This window comes from Gilvimarinus polysaccharolyticus, assembly GCF_001187555.1.
GTDB lineage: Bacteria > Pseudomonadota > Gammaproteobacteria > Pseudomonadales > Cellvibrionaceae > Gilvimarinus > Gilvimarinus polysaccharolyticus.
The window spans coordinates 858,466-874,419 of sequence record NZ_LFIJ01000001.1; the positions used below are offsets into that span (position 1 = coordinate 858,466).

A 15,954-nucleotide genomic window follows, 5' to 3' on the forward strand; every position below is an offset into this window, starting at 1 on the left:
GATATCAGTTCAATGTCCAGTAGAGCAAGGCAACCAAAAGACTAATGGCGACCAAATAAATGACAGTGTCGAGGCGTCTGCTGTGAGAAAACATAGGCACCCAATGAGATAATTTTTGCAGTAGCGACGACGATTGTTTAGGCGCGGCGATAATCTGCACCGTGATATTGTCTCGGCCACCGGCGCGCAGCGCGGCTTGTACTAGCTCGCGGCTGGCGTCGCGCGGGGTTTTACAGCGTTGCAATATTTGGCTGATCTCACTCTCGCTGAGCTCATCGGATAAGCCATCGCTGCACAGCAGTGCCCACTGGTCTTCTTGCCAGTGCCGTTCGATATGATCGACCGTCACGGCCGCTAGTTCTTGCGAGCCTAAACACTGGGTAATGATATTGCGATCTGGGTGAGTTTGCGCCTCGGCTTCGGCAATGGCGCCGGACTCTAATAGCATTTGCACGTAGGAGTGGTCGCGGGTGAGTAGTTCTAATTCACCGCTGCTGTGGCTAAAAAGGTATGCGCGGCTGTCGCCGACCCAAGCGATTTGAAAGTGCTCGGCGCTGCTGCGTAAGCCTACTGCGGTTGAGCCCATACCTTCGGCCCCCACACCTTGGCTTGCGGCGCTTAAGACCGCCTTATGAGCAGCTTGAATTGAATCAACTAGCGGTTGCTGGGGGGATTGTTTGAGTGTTTGGCGAACGATGTCGCTGGCGACTTCGCCGGCCTCATGGCCACCCATACCGTCGGCGACCATCCACAGCCCATGCTCTGGAAGACTCAAGTAGCAATCCTCGTTATTGCTTCGCTTGCGCCCCGGGTGGGTGACGGAGCTAGACTCTAGATCCTGTGTCGGCGATTGCTTCATCCTGATTTTGGGCCTTAAATCTTGTTCGAGCGTTATTTGTGATTATTGTACGAGCTACTTAAGTATACGGTAGGCGTCGCCCTTAAATACCATGTCCGTAGTTTGCCATTATGCACAGAGCTAGAAGTTGCCAGCTATGGTGTAAGTCTCAATTGTGGCGCGACTGACACCATAGCCCTTGTGCTGTTCGGCGCTACGACACTAATGGCTCAATAGTAGAACAGCTTAGCGTTAAAAACCACGACCACATTAGAGACTTTTAATGGTTAGCCCTAATTTAACCAATATGTCTTTATTGGCGGCATTAGAAATGACCGCGATACTGGCGTTATCTGGTTGCAAATATAGCGCTGCCACCCGCTTAATATCCTCGCAGGTAACGTCCAACACTCGCTGTCTAAATTGCTCTCGCAGTTCGCGATTACGGCCAAATAGCTCGGCTTGATAGGTCTGCTTGGCTTCGCCTGCGGGCGAGGCGGGCTTATCGATACTGCTGATTACGCCCAGAATAGATTGCTCTACCTCGCTCGGGTCGATGTTTTGCTCTTGCAGCCAGCTTAGGGCGCTATCAAAGTCATCTAAGGTTTCCGTTAAGCGCGGGTCGCGGTAGGAGTAAAAGCGAAACACGCCATTGCTGTTATCTTGACTGGCGCCGCCACCGTAAGCGCCGCCGCGCTCGCGGATAGCGCGATGCAGATAGGCGTTGCGTAATACACCCCCAAGCACAGTTAGTGCGGCGGCGTCTGGGTGGCTGGAGCCCACGGTAGGGTAGGCTTTAGCGCAAAAATTAACCTGAGTGTTGGTCAGCCAAGCTTCTTGCACTTGGTGAGGCGTGTAAGGCACGCTGAGCGGGTTAAAGCTGTTTTGGGTTGCTGCGGGCCAGTAGTTTTCTAGTAGTTGACGATATTGCGGAAGCTGTTCGTCTTCGCCCACCAGCAAAAATTGGCGTGGTGCATGTTTAATAAGGGCATGGATGCTCTCTAGTGCAGCCGCCATTGCCTCGCGGTTAGAGGCCTCGGACAACGAGTCATCCAGCGCTTTTAGTTGTGTTAAGCCGCCTAAACCGCCCAACTCATGGTTAATTTTGGCGCCGGGGCTCATGCCGGCCGCTGCGGCAGACATGGCAAGTGCGTGGCCGCTACCGGGCACGCCTTGTTCGCGTCGTGCCCGTGCTTGAGCCACCAGTTCGCGCAAGCGGTCGTGCTCATCAAAGCGCGCATGACTAAGGGTGCGGTGAATCAGCTCGGTAGTAAGTTCGGCATTTTTAGCCAGCGCCTTGGCCGACAAAATCAGATAACCGTCTAGATCTTGTGGGCTGTTGCCGGTGCTGCGAATGGCGGCTGTTGCGGTGAGTGATCCGACCCGTTGGGCCTGTAAGTTTTGCACCGCGAGGTAATCTAACTTACCTAAGCCGACCTCAGTTAATGCCATCGCGTAAATAGGCAGTAGTTGTAGCTGTTGCTCGCTAAGCTCGGGCAGTTTGATAACAACCTGCTGATACAATAAACCGTTGGTGCCCGCGCCGTAACAGCGCAAGTTGTAACCGGCCACATTTTCATCACTGCCTGGGGTGTAATGCATGTCGGCAGGAATGTCCGCGAGTGTGACCTGGGGTAAAATGCTGTCGTCTTCGGTTTGCTCTTGACGGGCTTTTAAGTCGCTCGCCTGGGTGATGATCGCGTCGCGTTCGGTCTCGGTCAGTTGGCTTTTAATGGCCGCCAAGGTGGCTTGTTCGGCATGCTTGGCACGGCTTGCCATCTCTGCATCGGGGCGCAGTGTAAGCGTCACACGGTGATTGTTCTCGAGCAGCCACTGGCGCACTCGGCGCTGGATAAAATCTGGCTCAAACACGGTTTTGCGCACTTGCGCTAAGGCGGATTCAAGGTCCAGCTGAGCAACTGTGTCACCGCGGTGAGTCGCCGCGGTGAGGGCGGTCATAATCAGCTGTAGTCCGTAGGGAAAACCATCGCCGCCAACTTCACGCTGGGCTAATTCTAATTGGTGTAATGACGATTCGAGTTGTTCGTGAGCAACGCCGTTATTGGCCACTTCGGTTAAGGTGTCGAGTATCAGCTGTTCGACAGCGCGAGTGCTGTCGCCGGCGCAACCTTCTAAGCCGCAGACAAAACTCATCTCAAATTGGCTGTCGTCTAAGCCGCATAACGGTGACGGGGCTTGGCCTAGTTCGGTCTGTTCTAGCGCCATGGTCAGGGGCGAGGCACTGTTGTCGAACAGTATGCTGGCCAGTAAGTGTGCTTCTAGTGCGGTTTTTAAATCGGTTGCCTGGCCTAATAACCAGCCCATCACTACGTGGGTTTTGTTGTCTTTAACTTCGGCTTCTGCGTCGCTGGCATCCAGCGGGTAAGCGTCTTCGACCCTAATCGGGGCGTGCATACGCTTCTCGGGTTTTACCGCAATGGTGTTATCCAGGGCGCTAAACTTTGCCAGTGCTTGTTGATGGAATTTCTCTTGGTGCTCAACGGCCGGAATGTCGCCATAGGTCATAAAGATGGCGTTGCTGGGGTGGTAGTGGTGCTTATAAAACGCCTGCAGGCCCTCGTAAGTTAGATCGGGGATATGTTCGGGATCGCCGCCACTGTTGTAATGGTAAGTGCTGGTGGGGAACAAATGACTGGCGAGCTTTTGCCATAGCTGTGATGGCACCGAGCTCATGGCACCTTTCATCTCGTTAAATACGACCCCTTTGTAGGTGAGTTCCGAGCTGGCGTCATTGGCTTCGGCAAACTCTAAGCGATGTCCTTCTTGGGCAAAGTCCAGCGGATCTAAGTTGGCAAAAAATACCGCATCAAGATACACATCGAGCAGGTTGTTAAAGTCTTTGCGGTTTTGGCTGGCAAAGGGGTAGGCGGTCCAGTCGGAGCTGGTAAAGGCGTTCATAAAGGTATTTAACGAGCGCCGCGTCATCATAAAAAAAGGGTCGCGCACTGGGTAGCGCTGGCTGCCGCAAAGCGCGGTGTGCTCAAGGATGTGAGCAACACCGGTAGAGTCTTGAGGTACGGTGCGCAAGGCCACCAAAAATACATTTTCATTGTTGCTTGACGCTAAATGAATATGCTGTGCACCGGTTGTGCGGTGGCGATATTCTTCTATGGTGAGGTTCAAAGATTCTAAAGATTTGCTGCGCAGGTGCTCAAACTCAGGGTGTTGATGTGTGCTCATAAAGTACTCAATGTTGGTGGCCCGCCGGGTTTATGGCCGGTTTGGATCAAAACTTACCAGATGGTTCATATAGCTATCGAAGGCGCTTAGTGCTTGCTCACACAGCGTGGGATTGGCCTCCAGTTGCTGTAAAGCGTAACAACTTGCCTCGAATGTGGAAAGCTGATCCTGCTTGGCGGCGGATCTTATTCGATAGCGGCTCGTCGGTATGGTGTTGAGTGTGACTCGCGGCAGGCTATTTAGCCACGGGTTTAGGTGTAGCATTTTGCGGCTTTTGCGCCAGGTTGCATCAAGCACTATTAGATGGTTAATGGCTTTCGGGTCTGCGATTGGCGCGGCTGCGGCCAGCGTGTCCTCTGGCTGGTCGGGGTATAACAGCGCGGCATTGTGCGATGCAAACTGTTCTATTAAGGCGTTGTCTAGCGTCTCGCCGACCAGCAGTGTCGCTGAGCTTAAACATTTAACAAGCAGCTCGCCGGTATTTTTTGGGTGACCGCTTTCATCGGGATGTTGCAGCACTACTACCTGGGTGCGGTTAGTAATTGGCCGAATATAGGCGCAGTAGCAGCGTGCGTCGGGGCGCTGACAAGTAGAGCAGAGGCGGCGCGGCATTAATTTGCAGATAAGGCCGGCAGGGGCTCGGGCGAGCCGGTGGCGATTAGAACGTTTTTAGCGGCGCGGCTGAGCTTTTTAATGGCCGCTTCACGGGCGCTGGCATCGGCCCGGTTGTTAAACGATTCTAGCCGACACAATTTAACGGGTTTGCAGGTGCGAAAAAACCGTGCGCCGCGCACGCCACTGCTGTGCTCTTGCCAGCGGCGGCTGATGTCGGTGGTGATTCCGGTATACAATTTGTTGTTATCGCTAAGAATGATGTAGGTGTACCACATGCGTTTATTGGCGGCTTGAGGGCCGTTATCTGAGGTATAATCGCGCCATTATAGCCCAATGCGGGCGTCTTTCGGTACTCCCTCATTATGCCCTCTGAATCTACCCAGCACGATCGTAACTTTGATGACTTAGCTGAGCGCTTTAGTCGTAACATCTATGGCGGTTTAAAAGGACGTATCCGCTTAGCGGTATTGGCACGGGATTTTGCCGAGTTCTTGCCAATCGCGCCCTATGTCCCGCTAACCCCCGATAAAACGTTAAATATCCTCGACGCCGGTGGTGGTCAGGGGCAGTTTTCGGTGCCGTTGGCGGCGGCTGGTCACTCGTTAGTGCTGTGTGATATCTCGGCCAATATGCTGGCTTTGGCGCGTCAGCGGGTCGATGAATTACAAGCAGGCGCGCGGGTGCAGTTGCTTAAGTGTCCGGCGCAAGAGGTGGCTGCGCAGCTAGCCGACACGGCCCCGTTATTTGATTTAGTGATTTGTCACGCGGTGATCGAATGGGTGGTTGCACCCTTTGAATTGCTCGACAGCTTATTGGCGCAGTTACGCCCCGGTGGGCACTTATCACTGATTTTTTATAACAAGCATGCGCTGGTATACAAAAACCTATTGCGCACCAATTATAAAAAAGTAAAAAGTGAAGACTACCGCGCGTTTCGTGGCAGTTTAACGCCTATCAACCCGCTTACCCCCGAGGCGCTACTAGAGTACGCGCAAAGCCGTGAGCTGGAGTTGCAGTGTCACAGCGGGATTCGAGTATTTTACGATTATATACTCGACCCTGAACAGCGCCAGCGCGAGCCCGACTCGGTGTTGGAGTTAGAGCAAAAAATGTCTCGCCAGCAACCGTACCGAGATCTGGGCCGTTATATTCACTTGTTGTTGCGTAAAAAGCCGGACGAATCTTAACCAAGCGCTTTTAAAATACAGCTCTTAGCCATATTAATGCGCGCGGCAAGATAATCGTTGCCACCGCGGTCGGGGTGGAGTTTTTGAATCAGGCGTTTATGCGCTTGTTCGACCTCATGAACGGTTAATGTGCCCATCTGAAATGCGTCTTTTACTCCCAGTGTAAGTAGCGCTTCATCTAAGCTGATATTAGCGCTTGCAGATTTAGGCTCGGGCGGGGGAGTTTGCGTGGCCCGGTAGCGCTGCAAAAAAGGTAAAAACTTAAAACCTAGACCAAACAGAAGCTTGCCCATTGGTATTAATGCACCCAGTGCGGCCCCTAGCCAATGAATTTTGCCGGTAATAAGTAAAAAAACTAAAGTGCCAAGCAATAAATAACATAGCGCTCGGACAACGGCCTGGCGCTGTTTGCCTGGGGGTAGCTTGCGCAGCCACGACACACCAAAAAACAACAGCGCGAGTAATAAAACAATGGGGATCAATCGAAACACCGTAAGCTCCAGCGGTAAGTATAAAGGTTTGCCTGAGAAATAATGGCCGCGTATTTGATCTTATCATCCTTTGGTAAGCGTGGGCTAAATCTCAGTTATATGCCGGCAACGGCGTTATGTATCGCGCCGATGGATGAATTTGGTTATGCTTCGCGGATATATTTAAAGCGCACAGAGAGGCCATTCCAGCTCAGTGGTGCGCGCGACAATGGCAAAAGGGAAGCGTTATGGCGGTAAAAAGGCAGCCAAAGGTACACAGTGGTGTGATAGCAGTAGCCCGTAGGGTACAAGGTTTAGGGCGTAGCGCGATTGTTGCTGTGTTACTGATGCTGGCCGCTTGTGGCGGCTCTGGTAATAGCTCTGACGGCGGTTTCTCGTCCCAGTCTTCAGCTGGCGTGAGTAGCTCCTCGTCCCAGTCTTCAATCAGCGTGAGCAGTTCTTCGTCGTCTGTAAGCTCGGTACCCGCTACGGTGAACATAAGCGGCACGGTTGGTTTCGATTACGTCCCCATAAGTAAAGGGCGCGGGCTAAATTATGCCGCTACACGGGTTAAGCCCGTGCGTTTGGCAAATGTTTACTTGATCGATGCGGCCGGCGAGGTGGTGGATTCATCGCAAACTGATGCAGCAGGTTATTACACATTGCAGGCGCCAGTGAATACGCAAGTTAAAGTGCAGGTAGCCGCTGTTAGCGAAAGTAATGCGGCTCAGCGTTGGGAGATCCGTGTTGAAGATAATACTATGGGCAATGCACTTTACGTACTTGAAGGGCAGTTGCGATCGAGCGGCACGGTTAACTCAGTGCGCGACTTACGGGCAGCATCGGGCTGGACCGGAAGCGATTATACCGAGCCACGGGCGGCGGGGCCGTTTGCCATTTTGGATAGCGCTTATATGGCGGTACAAAAGCTTGCCGAGGTTGACGCAAACCTAACCCTCCCTGTCAGTATTTTCCGCTGGTCTGTTAACAATACTACCGCCGAGGGCCTTTTGGCCGACGGCGATATCGTCACCAGCTTTTATAATGGTGAAGCCGTTTATATCTTGGGGCAGGCCGATGTCGACACCGATGAGTATGACGCCCATGTGGTTGTGCATGAGTGGAGCCATTTCTTTGAGTATCGTGTTGGTCAACGCAGTAACTCGATTGGTGGTGATCACAGCGGGCTCGATAAGCTTGATATGCGTGTGGCTTATTCAGAGGGTTTTGCTAATGGTATTGCCGGTTATGTTCTGTCAGACCCAGAATATCAAGATAGCTTTAGGTTGGGGCAAGAATATTCCGCTGGTGTCGATTTAAGTCGCAAAGATGTTTTAGATGCAGGTTGGTACAGCGAGACATCCATTCAAACTATTTTTTATCACTTGGCTGATTCTGGTGCGTTCGAAGAAATATACGGCGTGTTAACCGATGCTTTGTATACTGCGGTGCCAGCGTTTACCAGCATATTTAGCTTTGCCGATATTATGGCAACACGTTATCCGGCCGCGTTTCCTGTATTAGATACTTTAATGAGTGAGCAGAGTATTACAGGGCGCGATCAGTTTGGGGCCGGTGAAACTAATAGTGGCGGTACAAACGGCGTGCTGCCGTTGTATGTTGATTTACTGCCGGATGGGAGCGAGACAACCGTCTGTAGTACGCAAATAAATGGCAGCTATAATAAACTGGGCATACACCAGTTTTTAAAGACAACGGTTTTGAGTGGCGACAATTATCAGTTGGTCGTTGAAAATAATGGTGACCGTATCGAGCCCACAGATCCAGATGTTGCAGGTTCGAGAAACGCGTTGCAATGGCGAGGGGACAGTGGCGTCAGTGATTCTGAGGTGCTTAACCTTAACCTGCAAGGCGGCACCACTTACGCATTTTCGGTAAATGATTATGCCGAACATATCGACGCGCAATCGGCGGGTTATCAGCCTGCTTGTTTTAATGTTTCATTAACTCCTCAATAGGTGCGGCATGATGAATTATAACTTACTAGCAATAACGCTCTGCTTTACTCTGCTTCAGGTTGGGTGCGGCAAGCTAGATAGCTCGACGGCTGTTGAGTCAGGAGTAACCCCTATGGCCACTACGCTGACGGTAGAGCCTGTCAGCCGGCTCAGCGCTAAACCAGGTTTGCCGGTTACCTTATTAAACCCTCGCCAGGGCATCGATGTCGGAGTGGGCTCGCAAGTTGACTTGTCATTAATGTCTCAGCTTGTAGACGGATATTTAGATGTGCGCATTACCCTAAGTGAAGGCCTTACGTTGATTGAGGGTGAACTGACACAAAATAGGAGTATTGATAATGCAAAGCTAGTGCCGATGAGCCTTGTTTTGCGAGCGGATATGGCGGGTAAATATTACGTCAATATGGAGATTGTCAATCCAGAACAATTACAGGGTGTTAATAGACGTGCATTAGCCGTTACCGTAATCGCCGGAGGCGAAGTCAATAAAGCGCTAAAAACCGAAACAGAAAATGACCCCGAGCAGCATATACTGCCAGCTCAAGAGACGACACGCTAAGTTTTATGCGATATTTAATACGCGTATTTTAAGTGCTAATTGCCATTATATTCAGCATATTTATACAGAGGATTACATGGGGCAATATCGTTTAATGGCCGAATGGGAACCGCAGGCGGCTGTATTGCTTACTTGGCCCCACGCCGACACCGACTGGGCGCCATTACTTGCTTCGGTTAACCAAGTTTATACTGAGCTTGCTTATCATATTTGCCGGTTTAGTCGTTTATTAATAGCCGCGCCTGAAGCAAACCACGCCGAGATAAAGCAATTACTGACGGCTCGTGGTGTACCCGAGCAGCAGGTGCAAATTTACGCAGTAGATAGCGACGACAGCTGGGCGCGCGATCACGGTCCATTAACGGTTAGTCGTGATGGTGTGGCGCGATTGCTGGACTTTCAGTTTAATGGTTGGGGCAATAAGTTTGATGCGTCGCGAGACAATGCCATTTCTAAAGCGTTAGCGAATGCTGGCGCGTTTAGCGCAGAGCTAGAGAGCATCGATTTTGTACTAGAAGGTGGTGCGATTGAAACCGATGGCGAGGGAACCTTGATGACCACTCGCTCGTGTTTATTGAATCCTAACCGCAATGGCGATGTGAGTCAGCTTGAAGTCGAGCAAATATTGCAGCGTCATTTTGGTGTGGGCAAGATCAATTGGTTGGATCATGGTTTTTTAGAAGGTGATGATACCGATAGCCATATTGATACCTTGGCACGTTTGTGTCCCGATCGTCGAATTGCTTATGTGGGTTGCCGCGATAAAAACGACGTGCACTATGACGCTCTAGAAAAAATGCAAACCCAGTTACGCGAGTTTCGTGATGCCCAAGGGCAACCTTACGAGCTGATTGAGCTGCCTTGGCCACAGGCTGTTTATTCGTCCGATGGCGAACGATTACCTGCAACATATGCAAATTTTTTAATTTTAAATGGCGCTGTGTTGGTGCCCATTTATCAAGATCCAGCTGATGCAGTGGCGCTGAGTAAAGTGGGCGAGGCCTTTCCTGGGTATGAAATTATTGCCGTAGATTGCGGCGTACTTATAGAACAACATGGTAGCTTGCATTGCATTACCATGCAGCTGCCTGTTCTATAAAGCTATAGTAGGCAGTTGTCGGTTATGGCGTTATTTAGCATAAAAATTGAGAGGGTAATGTAGCGTGAGTGTATTAAAAGTCGGTGTGGCGCAACACGCCTGTAGCGGTGATCTTGCCGCCAACTTTGAGGCGAGCCTAGCCGCTATTCGCAAGGCCGCCGCGCAGGGGGCAAAGCTGGTTGTGTTGCAAGAATTGCATCGCGGTTTATATTTTTGTCAGCGCGAAAGTGTTACCGAGTTTGATAATGCCGAAACGATCCCCGGGCCAAGCACCGATGCGTTGGGCGCGTTAGCGCGTGAGTTAGGTGTGGTGATTGTCGCCTCGTTGTTTGAAAAACGCGCCGCAGGTTTGTACCACAATACCGCAGTAGTGCTAGAAACCGACGGTACTATCGCCGGTGTTTATCGTAAAATGCACATCCCCGATGATCCGGGGTTTTACGAGAAATTTTATTTTGCGCCAGGCGATTTAGGTTTTACCCCTATCGATACATCGGTGGGACGCTTGGGTGTATTAGTGTGTTGGGATCAATGGTTTCCTGAGGCGGCTCGATTGATGGCGATGGCAGGTGCTGAGTTGTTAATTTACCCAACGGCCATTGGCTGGGATCCGGCCGACGATACATCTGAACAAACTCGCCAGCGCGATGCCTGGGTTACGGTTCAGCGCGCCCACGCGGTTGCTAATGGCGTACCGGTTATTAGTGTTAACCGGGTGGGGCACGAGTCAGACCCAGAAGGTGGCGCCGGTATTCAGTTTTGGGGCAATAGTTTTGTCGCGGGCCCACAAGGTGAATTACTGCTTGAGCTGGACCTTGAGGCCAGTACAGATGTTGTCGATATCGATATGCAGCGCTCAGAGCATGTGCGCCGCATTTGGCCATTTTTACGTGATCGCCGTATCGATGCTTATGCCGATATTACCAAGCTCTACCGCGATTAGTCGTTAACAAGGAGCTATTTTGGCTGACACCACATCACCAAGCCCACAGTGCCCGGTTAACGAACCGCACTGCGAATATCTTAATGAGCTGTTGTCGCTGCGTCAGCAAGTGACAAACTTGCAGCGCGAGGCGCGTACCGATGCTTTGACGGGGCTGTTTAATTACCGCCATTTTGATTTAATTTTAAATCAAGAAATGGAGCGGGTGCGGCGCAGTGGCTTACCCATGGTGTTAGTGCTGTGTGATATTGATCACTTTAAGCAGTTTAATGATACTTATGGTCACGAGGTGGGCAACCGCATGTTGCAGCAAGTGGCCCGTGTTATTGATCAGCAGTTGCGCCAACTAGACACCGCCTGTCGTTACGGCGGCGAAGAGTTTGCATTAATTTTTCCCAGCACCAGTTTGTCGCAAGCGAAGGGTGTGGCCGAACGTATTCGTACCGCAGTTGCGGCGGTTGAGCTTGAGTTATCCGCAACACAAAAAGTAGCTGTCACTTTAAGCTTAGGCTTGGCGAGTTTTGTTAGTTCGGAAAGCTTACTTGCCTCAGAGCTGGTGGCCAATGCCGATGAGCAGCTGTACCGTGCAAAAAAACAAGGGCGAAACTGTGTTGTGGCACCGGATAACCGCGTTACAAATAGTAGTGCATTAGAAGTCACCGCTGATGAGAAATCAGCCCTGTTTGCAAGTATAACAACCGATTACTCGAATGATGAGCCAGAGCCCGCAAGCGATTGACAGCGTACCCTTTGCCTTAGCTTGCATTGAATTTTCGATTTATTTTATAGGGTGTGATTGCGCTGGCAGATATTGGCTGGCTAAAAATTTAAAAGTATCGGTTGGCTTGACGAGTAACGATACGTTAATAAAGTGTTCACTAAGGATAAACCAATGAGCTTTCCAAAACTGGGCAATTTAGCCCCTGCGTTTACACTACAAAATCAAGCCGGTGAGAGCGTTAGCTTAAAAGACTTTCGCGGCAAAAAGAATGTGGTGTTGTATTTTTATCCCAAAGCCATGACTCCCGGCTGTACTGTTCAGGCCTGCGGTTTACGGGATACGCAAGCCGAGCTGGATGCATTGGATGCGGTGGTTTTGGCTGTAAGTCCAGATCCGGTGCCACGCTTGGCGAAGTTTGTCGAGAAACACCAGTTAAACTTCACTTTGCTCTCAGATGAAGATCACGCTATAGCCGATAAGTATGGGGCTTGGGGTTTAAAGAAGTTTATGGGGCGAGAGTTTATGGGGATCCTGCGCACTACGTTCTTTATTGATAAAGAAGGGCGGCTCAGCCATATCTTTGACAAGGTTAAAACTAAATCCCACGATCAAGATGTATTGGCGTACCTGAACTCGCAGAACTGACCCAATAGTTGGCGGTAATTCTTGCTGGCATGTGACTTGGCGCAAAAAAATCGCCGGTAAAGACTGAGGGGCGCAATAATAATGCGTCAGATAGCTTATAATCTTAATCAGTAGGCAGGCGAGGGGTTGGCTTTCTCTCGTTATAGCCGTTACGTCTATTGGCGCTTATTTCAGCGCCGTAGCGATCTTAAGCTACCGGACAAACCTATTGCCAGCGCATTCGCCAGCCTTTATATTGTTGGCAGCCAATAAGTTAGTCATATCAGCCCGTTTAAATAGTCAGTTCCATTAAGGGTGGGCCGCCAGTTAAGGTCCAGCACAGGAGAGCCTAATGATTCAACTACAACGACTTAACCCGCAAATAATCGATGAGGATGGATTTGCCCGATCCGGGATCCGTTCCTATCATGAGTATATTGTATTGGCCAAGTTGCCGCAGGTTGATGGTGTCTCTGACCGGGTGTTACAAGCTTTACAAAAACGAGTGGGCCACGCGCCCATGGCGATAGAGCATATAGCCCAAGATTTAAACCTTTCTAAGCGTACCTTGCAGCGCCGTTTGCAGCAGCAGGGCGCAAGTTTTGCCCAGTTACGCGATAGCTTGCGCTTTCATCACGCCATTAAATTTTTGATTGACGATCATATGAGTGTTGATGCGGTATCTACCGCACTCGATTTCTCTGATAGAACCAGTTTTACCAATGCTTTTAAGCGTTGGACTAATCTATCCCCCAGTGTGTTTCGTAAGCTATTTCGCGATTACGCCTAGATCGTCCTGCTCATTAAATAGTCTCTTTATGAAGGCTGTCTAACGCGCAGCCTTTATCCTTGATTTATCCGCCTGTCGCCGTTGGCAAAATCTGTCAAACACGGTAGAGTTACGCCTCTTTTTAAGCTAATGAGGTTTTCCCTATGGGATTTTTTGTACAGTCCGCTTGGGCACAAGGTCAGGCCGCACCACAAGGTGCTCCAATGTACGTTAACTTGCTGATGTTTGGCGGCCTGTTTTTGTTTATGTACTTGCTGATTATTCGTCCGCAGCGTAAACGTCAAAAAGAACACAAAGACTTGGTTACCAGCTTAAAGAAAGGCGATGAAGTATTGTTGACCAGTGGTATGCTGGGTAAGTTGCTTAAGGTCGATGAAAATTACGTTGTGTTAGAAACCGGCGCTAATATTGAGCTAAAGTTTCAAAAATCAGCAGTGCACGCGGTGCTGCCTAAAGGTACCGTTAAGTCTATCTAAAAGGTTTAGGCCCTTGCGCCGGCTTTGATAGTAGCAGGCCAGTTTGTAGTTTATGCGGAGAACACCATGCCAGATGGCTTAGCGTACCCCGATCGGCTCTCACTGGCCCAGCTTCCCACCCCGTTACAACCCCTGTCTTATCCCACCTTGAGCGAGCGCCGATTATGGTGCAAGCGTGATGATCTCACTGGCTGCTTACTGAGCGGTAATAAAGTTCGCAAACTTGAATTTGTGGTGGCCGATGCTGTAGCCCAAGGCGCCGATACGCTTATTACCTGCGGTGGCTTACAGTCCAATCATTGCCGAGCAACGGCGTTGGTTGCTGCGCAGTTGGGGCTCCATTGCCAGCTAGTGTTGCGTGGTGAGCAACCGTCTATAGCCGATGGCAACCTGCTTTTGGGGCAGTTGGCGGGTGCCGAGGTTAGCTATTACCCGGTACGTCGCTATCACCATCACTTACCTGAATTATTGCTTGAGCACGCCGAGCGGCTGCGTCAAATTGGCCGTAAACCCTATATTATTCCTACCGGTGCCAGCGATGGCGTGGGCTTGTGGGGCTATATCGCGGGCGCACAAGAATTGGCGGCCCAGCTTAATAGCCTAAACATTACCGCGCCGCTGGTGGTGTGCGCGGCGGGTTCGGGCGGAACTTTGGCGGGCTTGGCGGCGGGTTTGTCATTTTATTGTCCCGAAGCGCATGTATTGGGCGTTGCGGTTTGTGATGATGCCGACTATTTTTATCGTCGTGTACAGGACGATTTAGCCGAGTGCGCGCGGCGCTATCCAAGCTTTAGTTTGGATAAGCCTAATAATTTTACGGTGGTCGATGATTATATAGGCCCTGGTTACGCCCAGGGGTACCCCGAGATGTTTGACACAATTAGCACGTTGGCACGTCACACGGGGGTGGTGCTAGATCCGGTCTATACCGCAAAAGCCTTTTATGGAATGCTACAGCAGTTACGCTTAGATAAATTTTCGACACGCGATGTGGTGTTTGTGCACACCGGCGGTATTTTTGGCGTGTATCCCGAGCGCGAGGCGCTGACACGCTAACCCATCACCTTAACCCTTAACCCAGACAGAGACGATCAGCATGGATGAACTACTGCGTATATTAAACGACATTAGCGGCGTGGTCTGGGGGCCTCTCATGCTTTTTTTGTTGGTCGGTACGGGGGTGTTTTTAATGCTGCGCCTCAAAGGGTTTCCAGTGCGCCGTTTGGGCACTGGTTTCGCGCTTTTGTGGCAGGGCCGCCGACATCAGGGCAGTGGCGATGTCAGTCCGTTTAATGCGCTGATGACCGCGCTTGCGGCGACTATCGGCACCGGTAATATCGTTGGGGTTGCCACGGCCATTGGTCTGGGTGGGCCAGGGGCTTTGTTTTGGATGTGGTGCAGCGCTCTAGTGGGTATGGCCACGAAGTACGCTGAGGCGGTGTGTGCGGTGCACTACCGCGAGCAAGACAGCAATGGGCTAAGCGTGGGTGGCCCGATGTATTATATTAAAAATGGCTTGGGCGCACGTTGGGCATGGCTGGGTACGGTGTTTGCGGTATTTGGTTGTATCGCGGGTTTTGGTATCGGCAATACCGTGCAGGCACACTCGGTGGCTGATGCACTATACGGCGACTTGGCTATCCCCAAGCTGGCAACCGGCGTGTTGTTGATGTTTATGGTGGGAGCAGTGCTGCTCGGCGGTGTTAAGCGCATTGCTCAAGTGGCGGGGCGCCTAGTGCCGTTTATGGGTATTGCTTACATTGCGTGCGGTTTGGTGGTGATTGCGGTGCACGCTAACGCGGTGCCGGCGGCACTGGTGCTTATATTCGAGAGCGCTTTTAGCGGCCATGCAGCCGCGGGCGGTTTTGCGGGTGCCGGCGTGGCGATGGCAATTCAATTTGGTGTGGCGCGCGGGGTGTTCTCTAACGAGGCGGGCCTTGGCAGTGCACCCATTGCCCATGCGGCTGCGGCAACCAACAACCCGGTACGCCAAGGCATGATCGCTATGTTGGGTACGTTTATCGATACCTTGGTGGTTTGCTCGATTACCGGCATTGCCATTATTGCCAGTGGCGCCTGGCAAGGCGAGGGCAAAGGTGCGCTTATGTCACAATCGGCGTTTGCCAGTGCGCTACCCTATGGCGGGCTATTTATTACCGTGGCCATTGCTTTGTTTGCCTTTACCACCATGTTGGGTTGGAGCTATTACGGCGAGCGCTGTGCTCAGTATCTGTGGGGGGTAAAAGCGATTAAACCGTTTCGGGTGTTGTGGGTGTTGGCTATCGGCGTTGGTGCCATGGCCAATTTATCGCTGGTGTGGATTGTCGCTGATATTTTAAATGCGCTAATGGCGATTCCCAACTTGATTGCCCTGTTTTTACTGTCGGGCGTGGTGCTAACTTTGACTCGGCAATATATAAAGCGAGACAAAAGCACGACTGAATAAAGCTGT

General features: G+C 51.2%; 16 protein-coding genes. 11 read left to right on the forward strand and 5 right to left on the reverse strand.

The window, feature by feature from the left end; genetic code table 11:
- Window positions 1-4 precede the first annotated feature (4 nt).
- From GILYN3_RS03550 to GILYN3_RS03565, 4 genes are all read right to left on the reverse strand, one after another.
- Entirely contained in the window at window positions 5-859 is an 855-nt protein-coding gene (locus GILYN3_RS03550) for a PP2C family protein-serine/threonine phosphatase (RefSeq protein WP_049721581.1), read from the reverse strand.
- 249 nt (window positions 860-1,108) lie between these two features.
- Window positions 1,109-4,039: an insulinase family protein gene (locus tag GILYN3_RS03555; protein ID WP_049721582.1), complete on the reverse strand. Its 2,931-nt coding sequence runs from the start codon at window positions 4,037-4,039 to the stop codon at window positions 1,109-1,111.
- 30 nt (window positions 4,040-4,069) lie between these two features.
- Window positions 4,070-4,651 (reverse strand): tRNA-uridine aminocarboxypropyltransferase, encoded by a 582-nt coding sequence (locus tag GILYN3_RS03560; protein ID WP_049721583.1) that lies wholly within the window; start codon window positions 4,649-4,651, stop codon window positions 4,070-4,072.
- On the reverse strand, window positions 4,651-4,929 hold the full coding sequence (locus GILYN3_RS03565; protein WP_049721584.1) for a GIY-YIG nuclease family protein: 279 nt from the start codon (window positions 4,927-4,929) through the stop codon (window positions 4,651-4,653). The genes GILYN3_RS03560 and GILYN3_RS03565 overlap by 1 nt, the downstream gene beginning before the upstream one ends.
- An 87-nt stretch (window positions 4,930-5,016) precedes the next feature.
- Here GILYN3_RS03565 and GILYN3_RS03570 point away from each other — a divergent pair, with 87 nt between their 5' ends.
- The gene (locus tag GILYN3_RS03570; RefSeq protein WP_049721585.1) at window positions 5,017-5,841 is read left to right on the forward strand and encodes a methyltransferase domain-containing protein; all 825 of its coding nucleotides are present in this window, start codon (window positions 5,017-5,019) and stop codon (window positions 5,839-5,841) included.
- Here GILYN3_RS03570 and GILYN3_RS03575 read toward each other — a convergent pair.
- Window positions 5,838-6,332 (reverse strand): J domain-containing protein, encoded by a 495-nt coding sequence (locus tag GILYN3_RS03575; RefSeq protein WP_049721586.1) that lies wholly within the window; start codon window positions 6,330-6,332, stop codon window positions 5,838-5,840. The genes GILYN3_RS03570 and GILYN3_RS03575 overlap by 4 nt on opposite strands.
- Window positions 6,333-6,595: 263 nt before the next feature.
- Here GILYN3_RS03575 and GILYN3_RS03585 point away from each other — a divergent pair, with 263 nt between their 5' ends.
- The 10 genes from GILYN3_RS03585 (at window position 6,596) to GILYN3_RS03630 (ending at window position 15,948) form a co-directional block, all read left to right on the forward strand.
- Window positions 6,596-8,290 (forward strand): hypothetical protein, encoded by a 1,695-nt coding sequence (locus GILYN3_RS03585; RefSeq protein ID WP_198147271.1) that lies wholly within the window; start codon window positions 6,596-6,598, stop codon window positions 8,288-8,290.
- 112 nt (window positions 8,291-8,402) lie between these two features.
- On the forward strand, window positions 8,403-8,849 hold the full coding sequence (locus GILYN3_RS03590; RefSeq protein WP_049721589.1) for a hypothetical protein: 447 nt from the start codon (window positions 8,403-8,405) through the stop codon (window positions 8,847-8,849).
- Window positions 8,850-8,925: 76 nt separating this feature from the next.
- The gene (locus GILYN3_RS03595) at window positions 8,926-9,948 is read left to right on the forward strand and encodes an agmatine deiminase family protein (RefSeq protein ID WP_049721590.1); all 1,023 of its coding nucleotides are present in this window, start codon (window positions 8,926-8,928) and stop codon (window positions 9,946-9,948) included.
- 64 nt (window positions 9,949-10,012) lie between these two features.
- Complete coding sequence (locus GILYN3_RS03600) at window positions 10,013-10,891, forward strand: carbon-nitrogen hydrolase (protein ID WP_049721591.1); 879 nt, start codon at window positions 10,013-10,015, stop codon at window positions 10,889-10,891.
- 19 nt (window positions 10,892-10,910) lie between these two features.
- Window positions 10,911-11,630, forward strand: a complete 720-nt coding sequence (locus GILYN3_RS03605; RefSeq protein WP_049721592.1) for a GGDEF domain-containing protein — start codon at window positions 10,911-10,913, stop codon at window positions 11,628-11,630.
- Between the two features lie 153 nt (window positions 11,631-11,783).
- Complete coding sequence (bcp, locus tag GILYN3_RS03610; RefSeq protein WP_049721593.1) at window positions 11,784-12,257, forward strand: thioredoxin-dependent thiol peroxidase; 474 nt, start codon at window positions 11,784-11,786, stop codon at window positions 12,255-12,257.
- A gap of 331 nt (window positions 12,258-12,588) precedes the next feature.
- Complete coding sequence (locus GILYN3_RS03615; RefSeq protein ID WP_049721594.1) at window positions 12,589-13,026, forward strand: helix-turn-helix domain-containing protein; 438 nt, start codon at window positions 12,589-12,591, stop codon at window positions 13,024-13,026.
- A gap of 143 nt (window positions 13,027-13,169) precedes the next feature.
- A complete protein-coding gene (yajC, locus tag GILYN3_RS03620) occupies window positions 13,170-13,502 on the forward strand; it encodes a preprotein translocase subunit YajC (RefSeq protein WP_049721595.1) in 333 nt (110 codons plus the stop codon).
- A 66-nt stretch (window positions 13,503-13,568) separates the two neighbouring features.
- On the forward strand, window positions 13,569-14,558 hold the full coding sequence (locus GILYN3_RS03625; RefSeq protein WP_049721596.1) for a D-cysteine desulfhydrase family protein: 990 nt from the start codon (window positions 13,569-13,571) through the stop codon (window positions 14,556-14,558).
- Window positions 14,559-14,598: 40 nt separating this feature from the next.
- Entirely contained in the window at window positions 14,599-15,948 is a 1,350-nt protein-coding gene (locus GILYN3_RS03630; protein ID WP_049721597.1) for an alanine/glycine:cation symporter family protein, read from the forward strand.
- Window positions 15,949-15,954: the final 6 nt, after the last annotated feature.

Coding starts and splice junctions, on each gene's coding strand:
- GILYN3_RS03570 (WP_049721585.1), top strand. CDS start 5,017: ATGCCCTCTGAATCTACCCAGCACGATCGTAACTTTGATGACTTAGCT.
- yajC (WP_049721595.1), top strand. CDS start 13,170: ATGGGATTTTTTGTACAGTCCGCTTGGGCACAAGGTCAGGCCGCACCA.
- GILYN3_RS03565 (WP_049721584.1), bottom strand. CDS start 4,929: ATGTGGTACACCTACATCATTCTTAGCGATAACAACAAATTGTATACC.
- bcp (WP_049721593.1), top strand. CDS start 11,784: ATGAGCTTTCCAAAACTGGGCAATTTAGCCCCTGCGTTTACACTACAA.
- GILYN3_RS03595 (WP_049721590.1), top strand. CDS start 8,926: ATGGGGCAATATCGTTTAATGGCCGAATGGGAACCGCAGGCGGCTGTA.
- GILYN3_RS03590 (WP_049721589.1), top strand. CDS start 8,403: ATGGCCACTACGCTGACGGTAGAGCCTGTCAGCCGGCTCAGCGCTAAA.
- GILYN3_RS03625 (WP_049721596.1), top strand. CDS start 13,569: ATGCCAGATGGCTTAGCGTACCCCGATCGGCTCTCACTGGCCCAGCTT.
- GILYN3_RS03630 (WP_049721597.1), top strand. CDS start 14,599: ATGGATGAACTACTGCGTATATTAAACGACATTAGCGGCGTGGTCTGG.
- GILYN3_RS03555 (WP_049721582.1), bottom strand. CDS start 4,039: ATGAGCACACATCAACACCCTGAGTTTGAGCACCTGCGCAGCAAATCT.
- GILYN3_RS03615 (WP_049721594.1), top strand. CDS start 12,589: ATGATTCAACTACAACGACTTAACCCGCAAATAATCGATGAGGATGGA.
- GILYN3_RS03550 (WP_049721581.1), bottom strand. CDS start 859: ATGAAGCAATCGCCGACACAGGATCTAGAGTCTAGCTCCGTCACCCAC.
- GILYN3_RS03560 (WP_049721583.1), bottom strand. CDS start 4,651: ATGCCGCGCCGCCTCTGCTCTACTTGTCAGCGCCCCGACGCACGCTGC.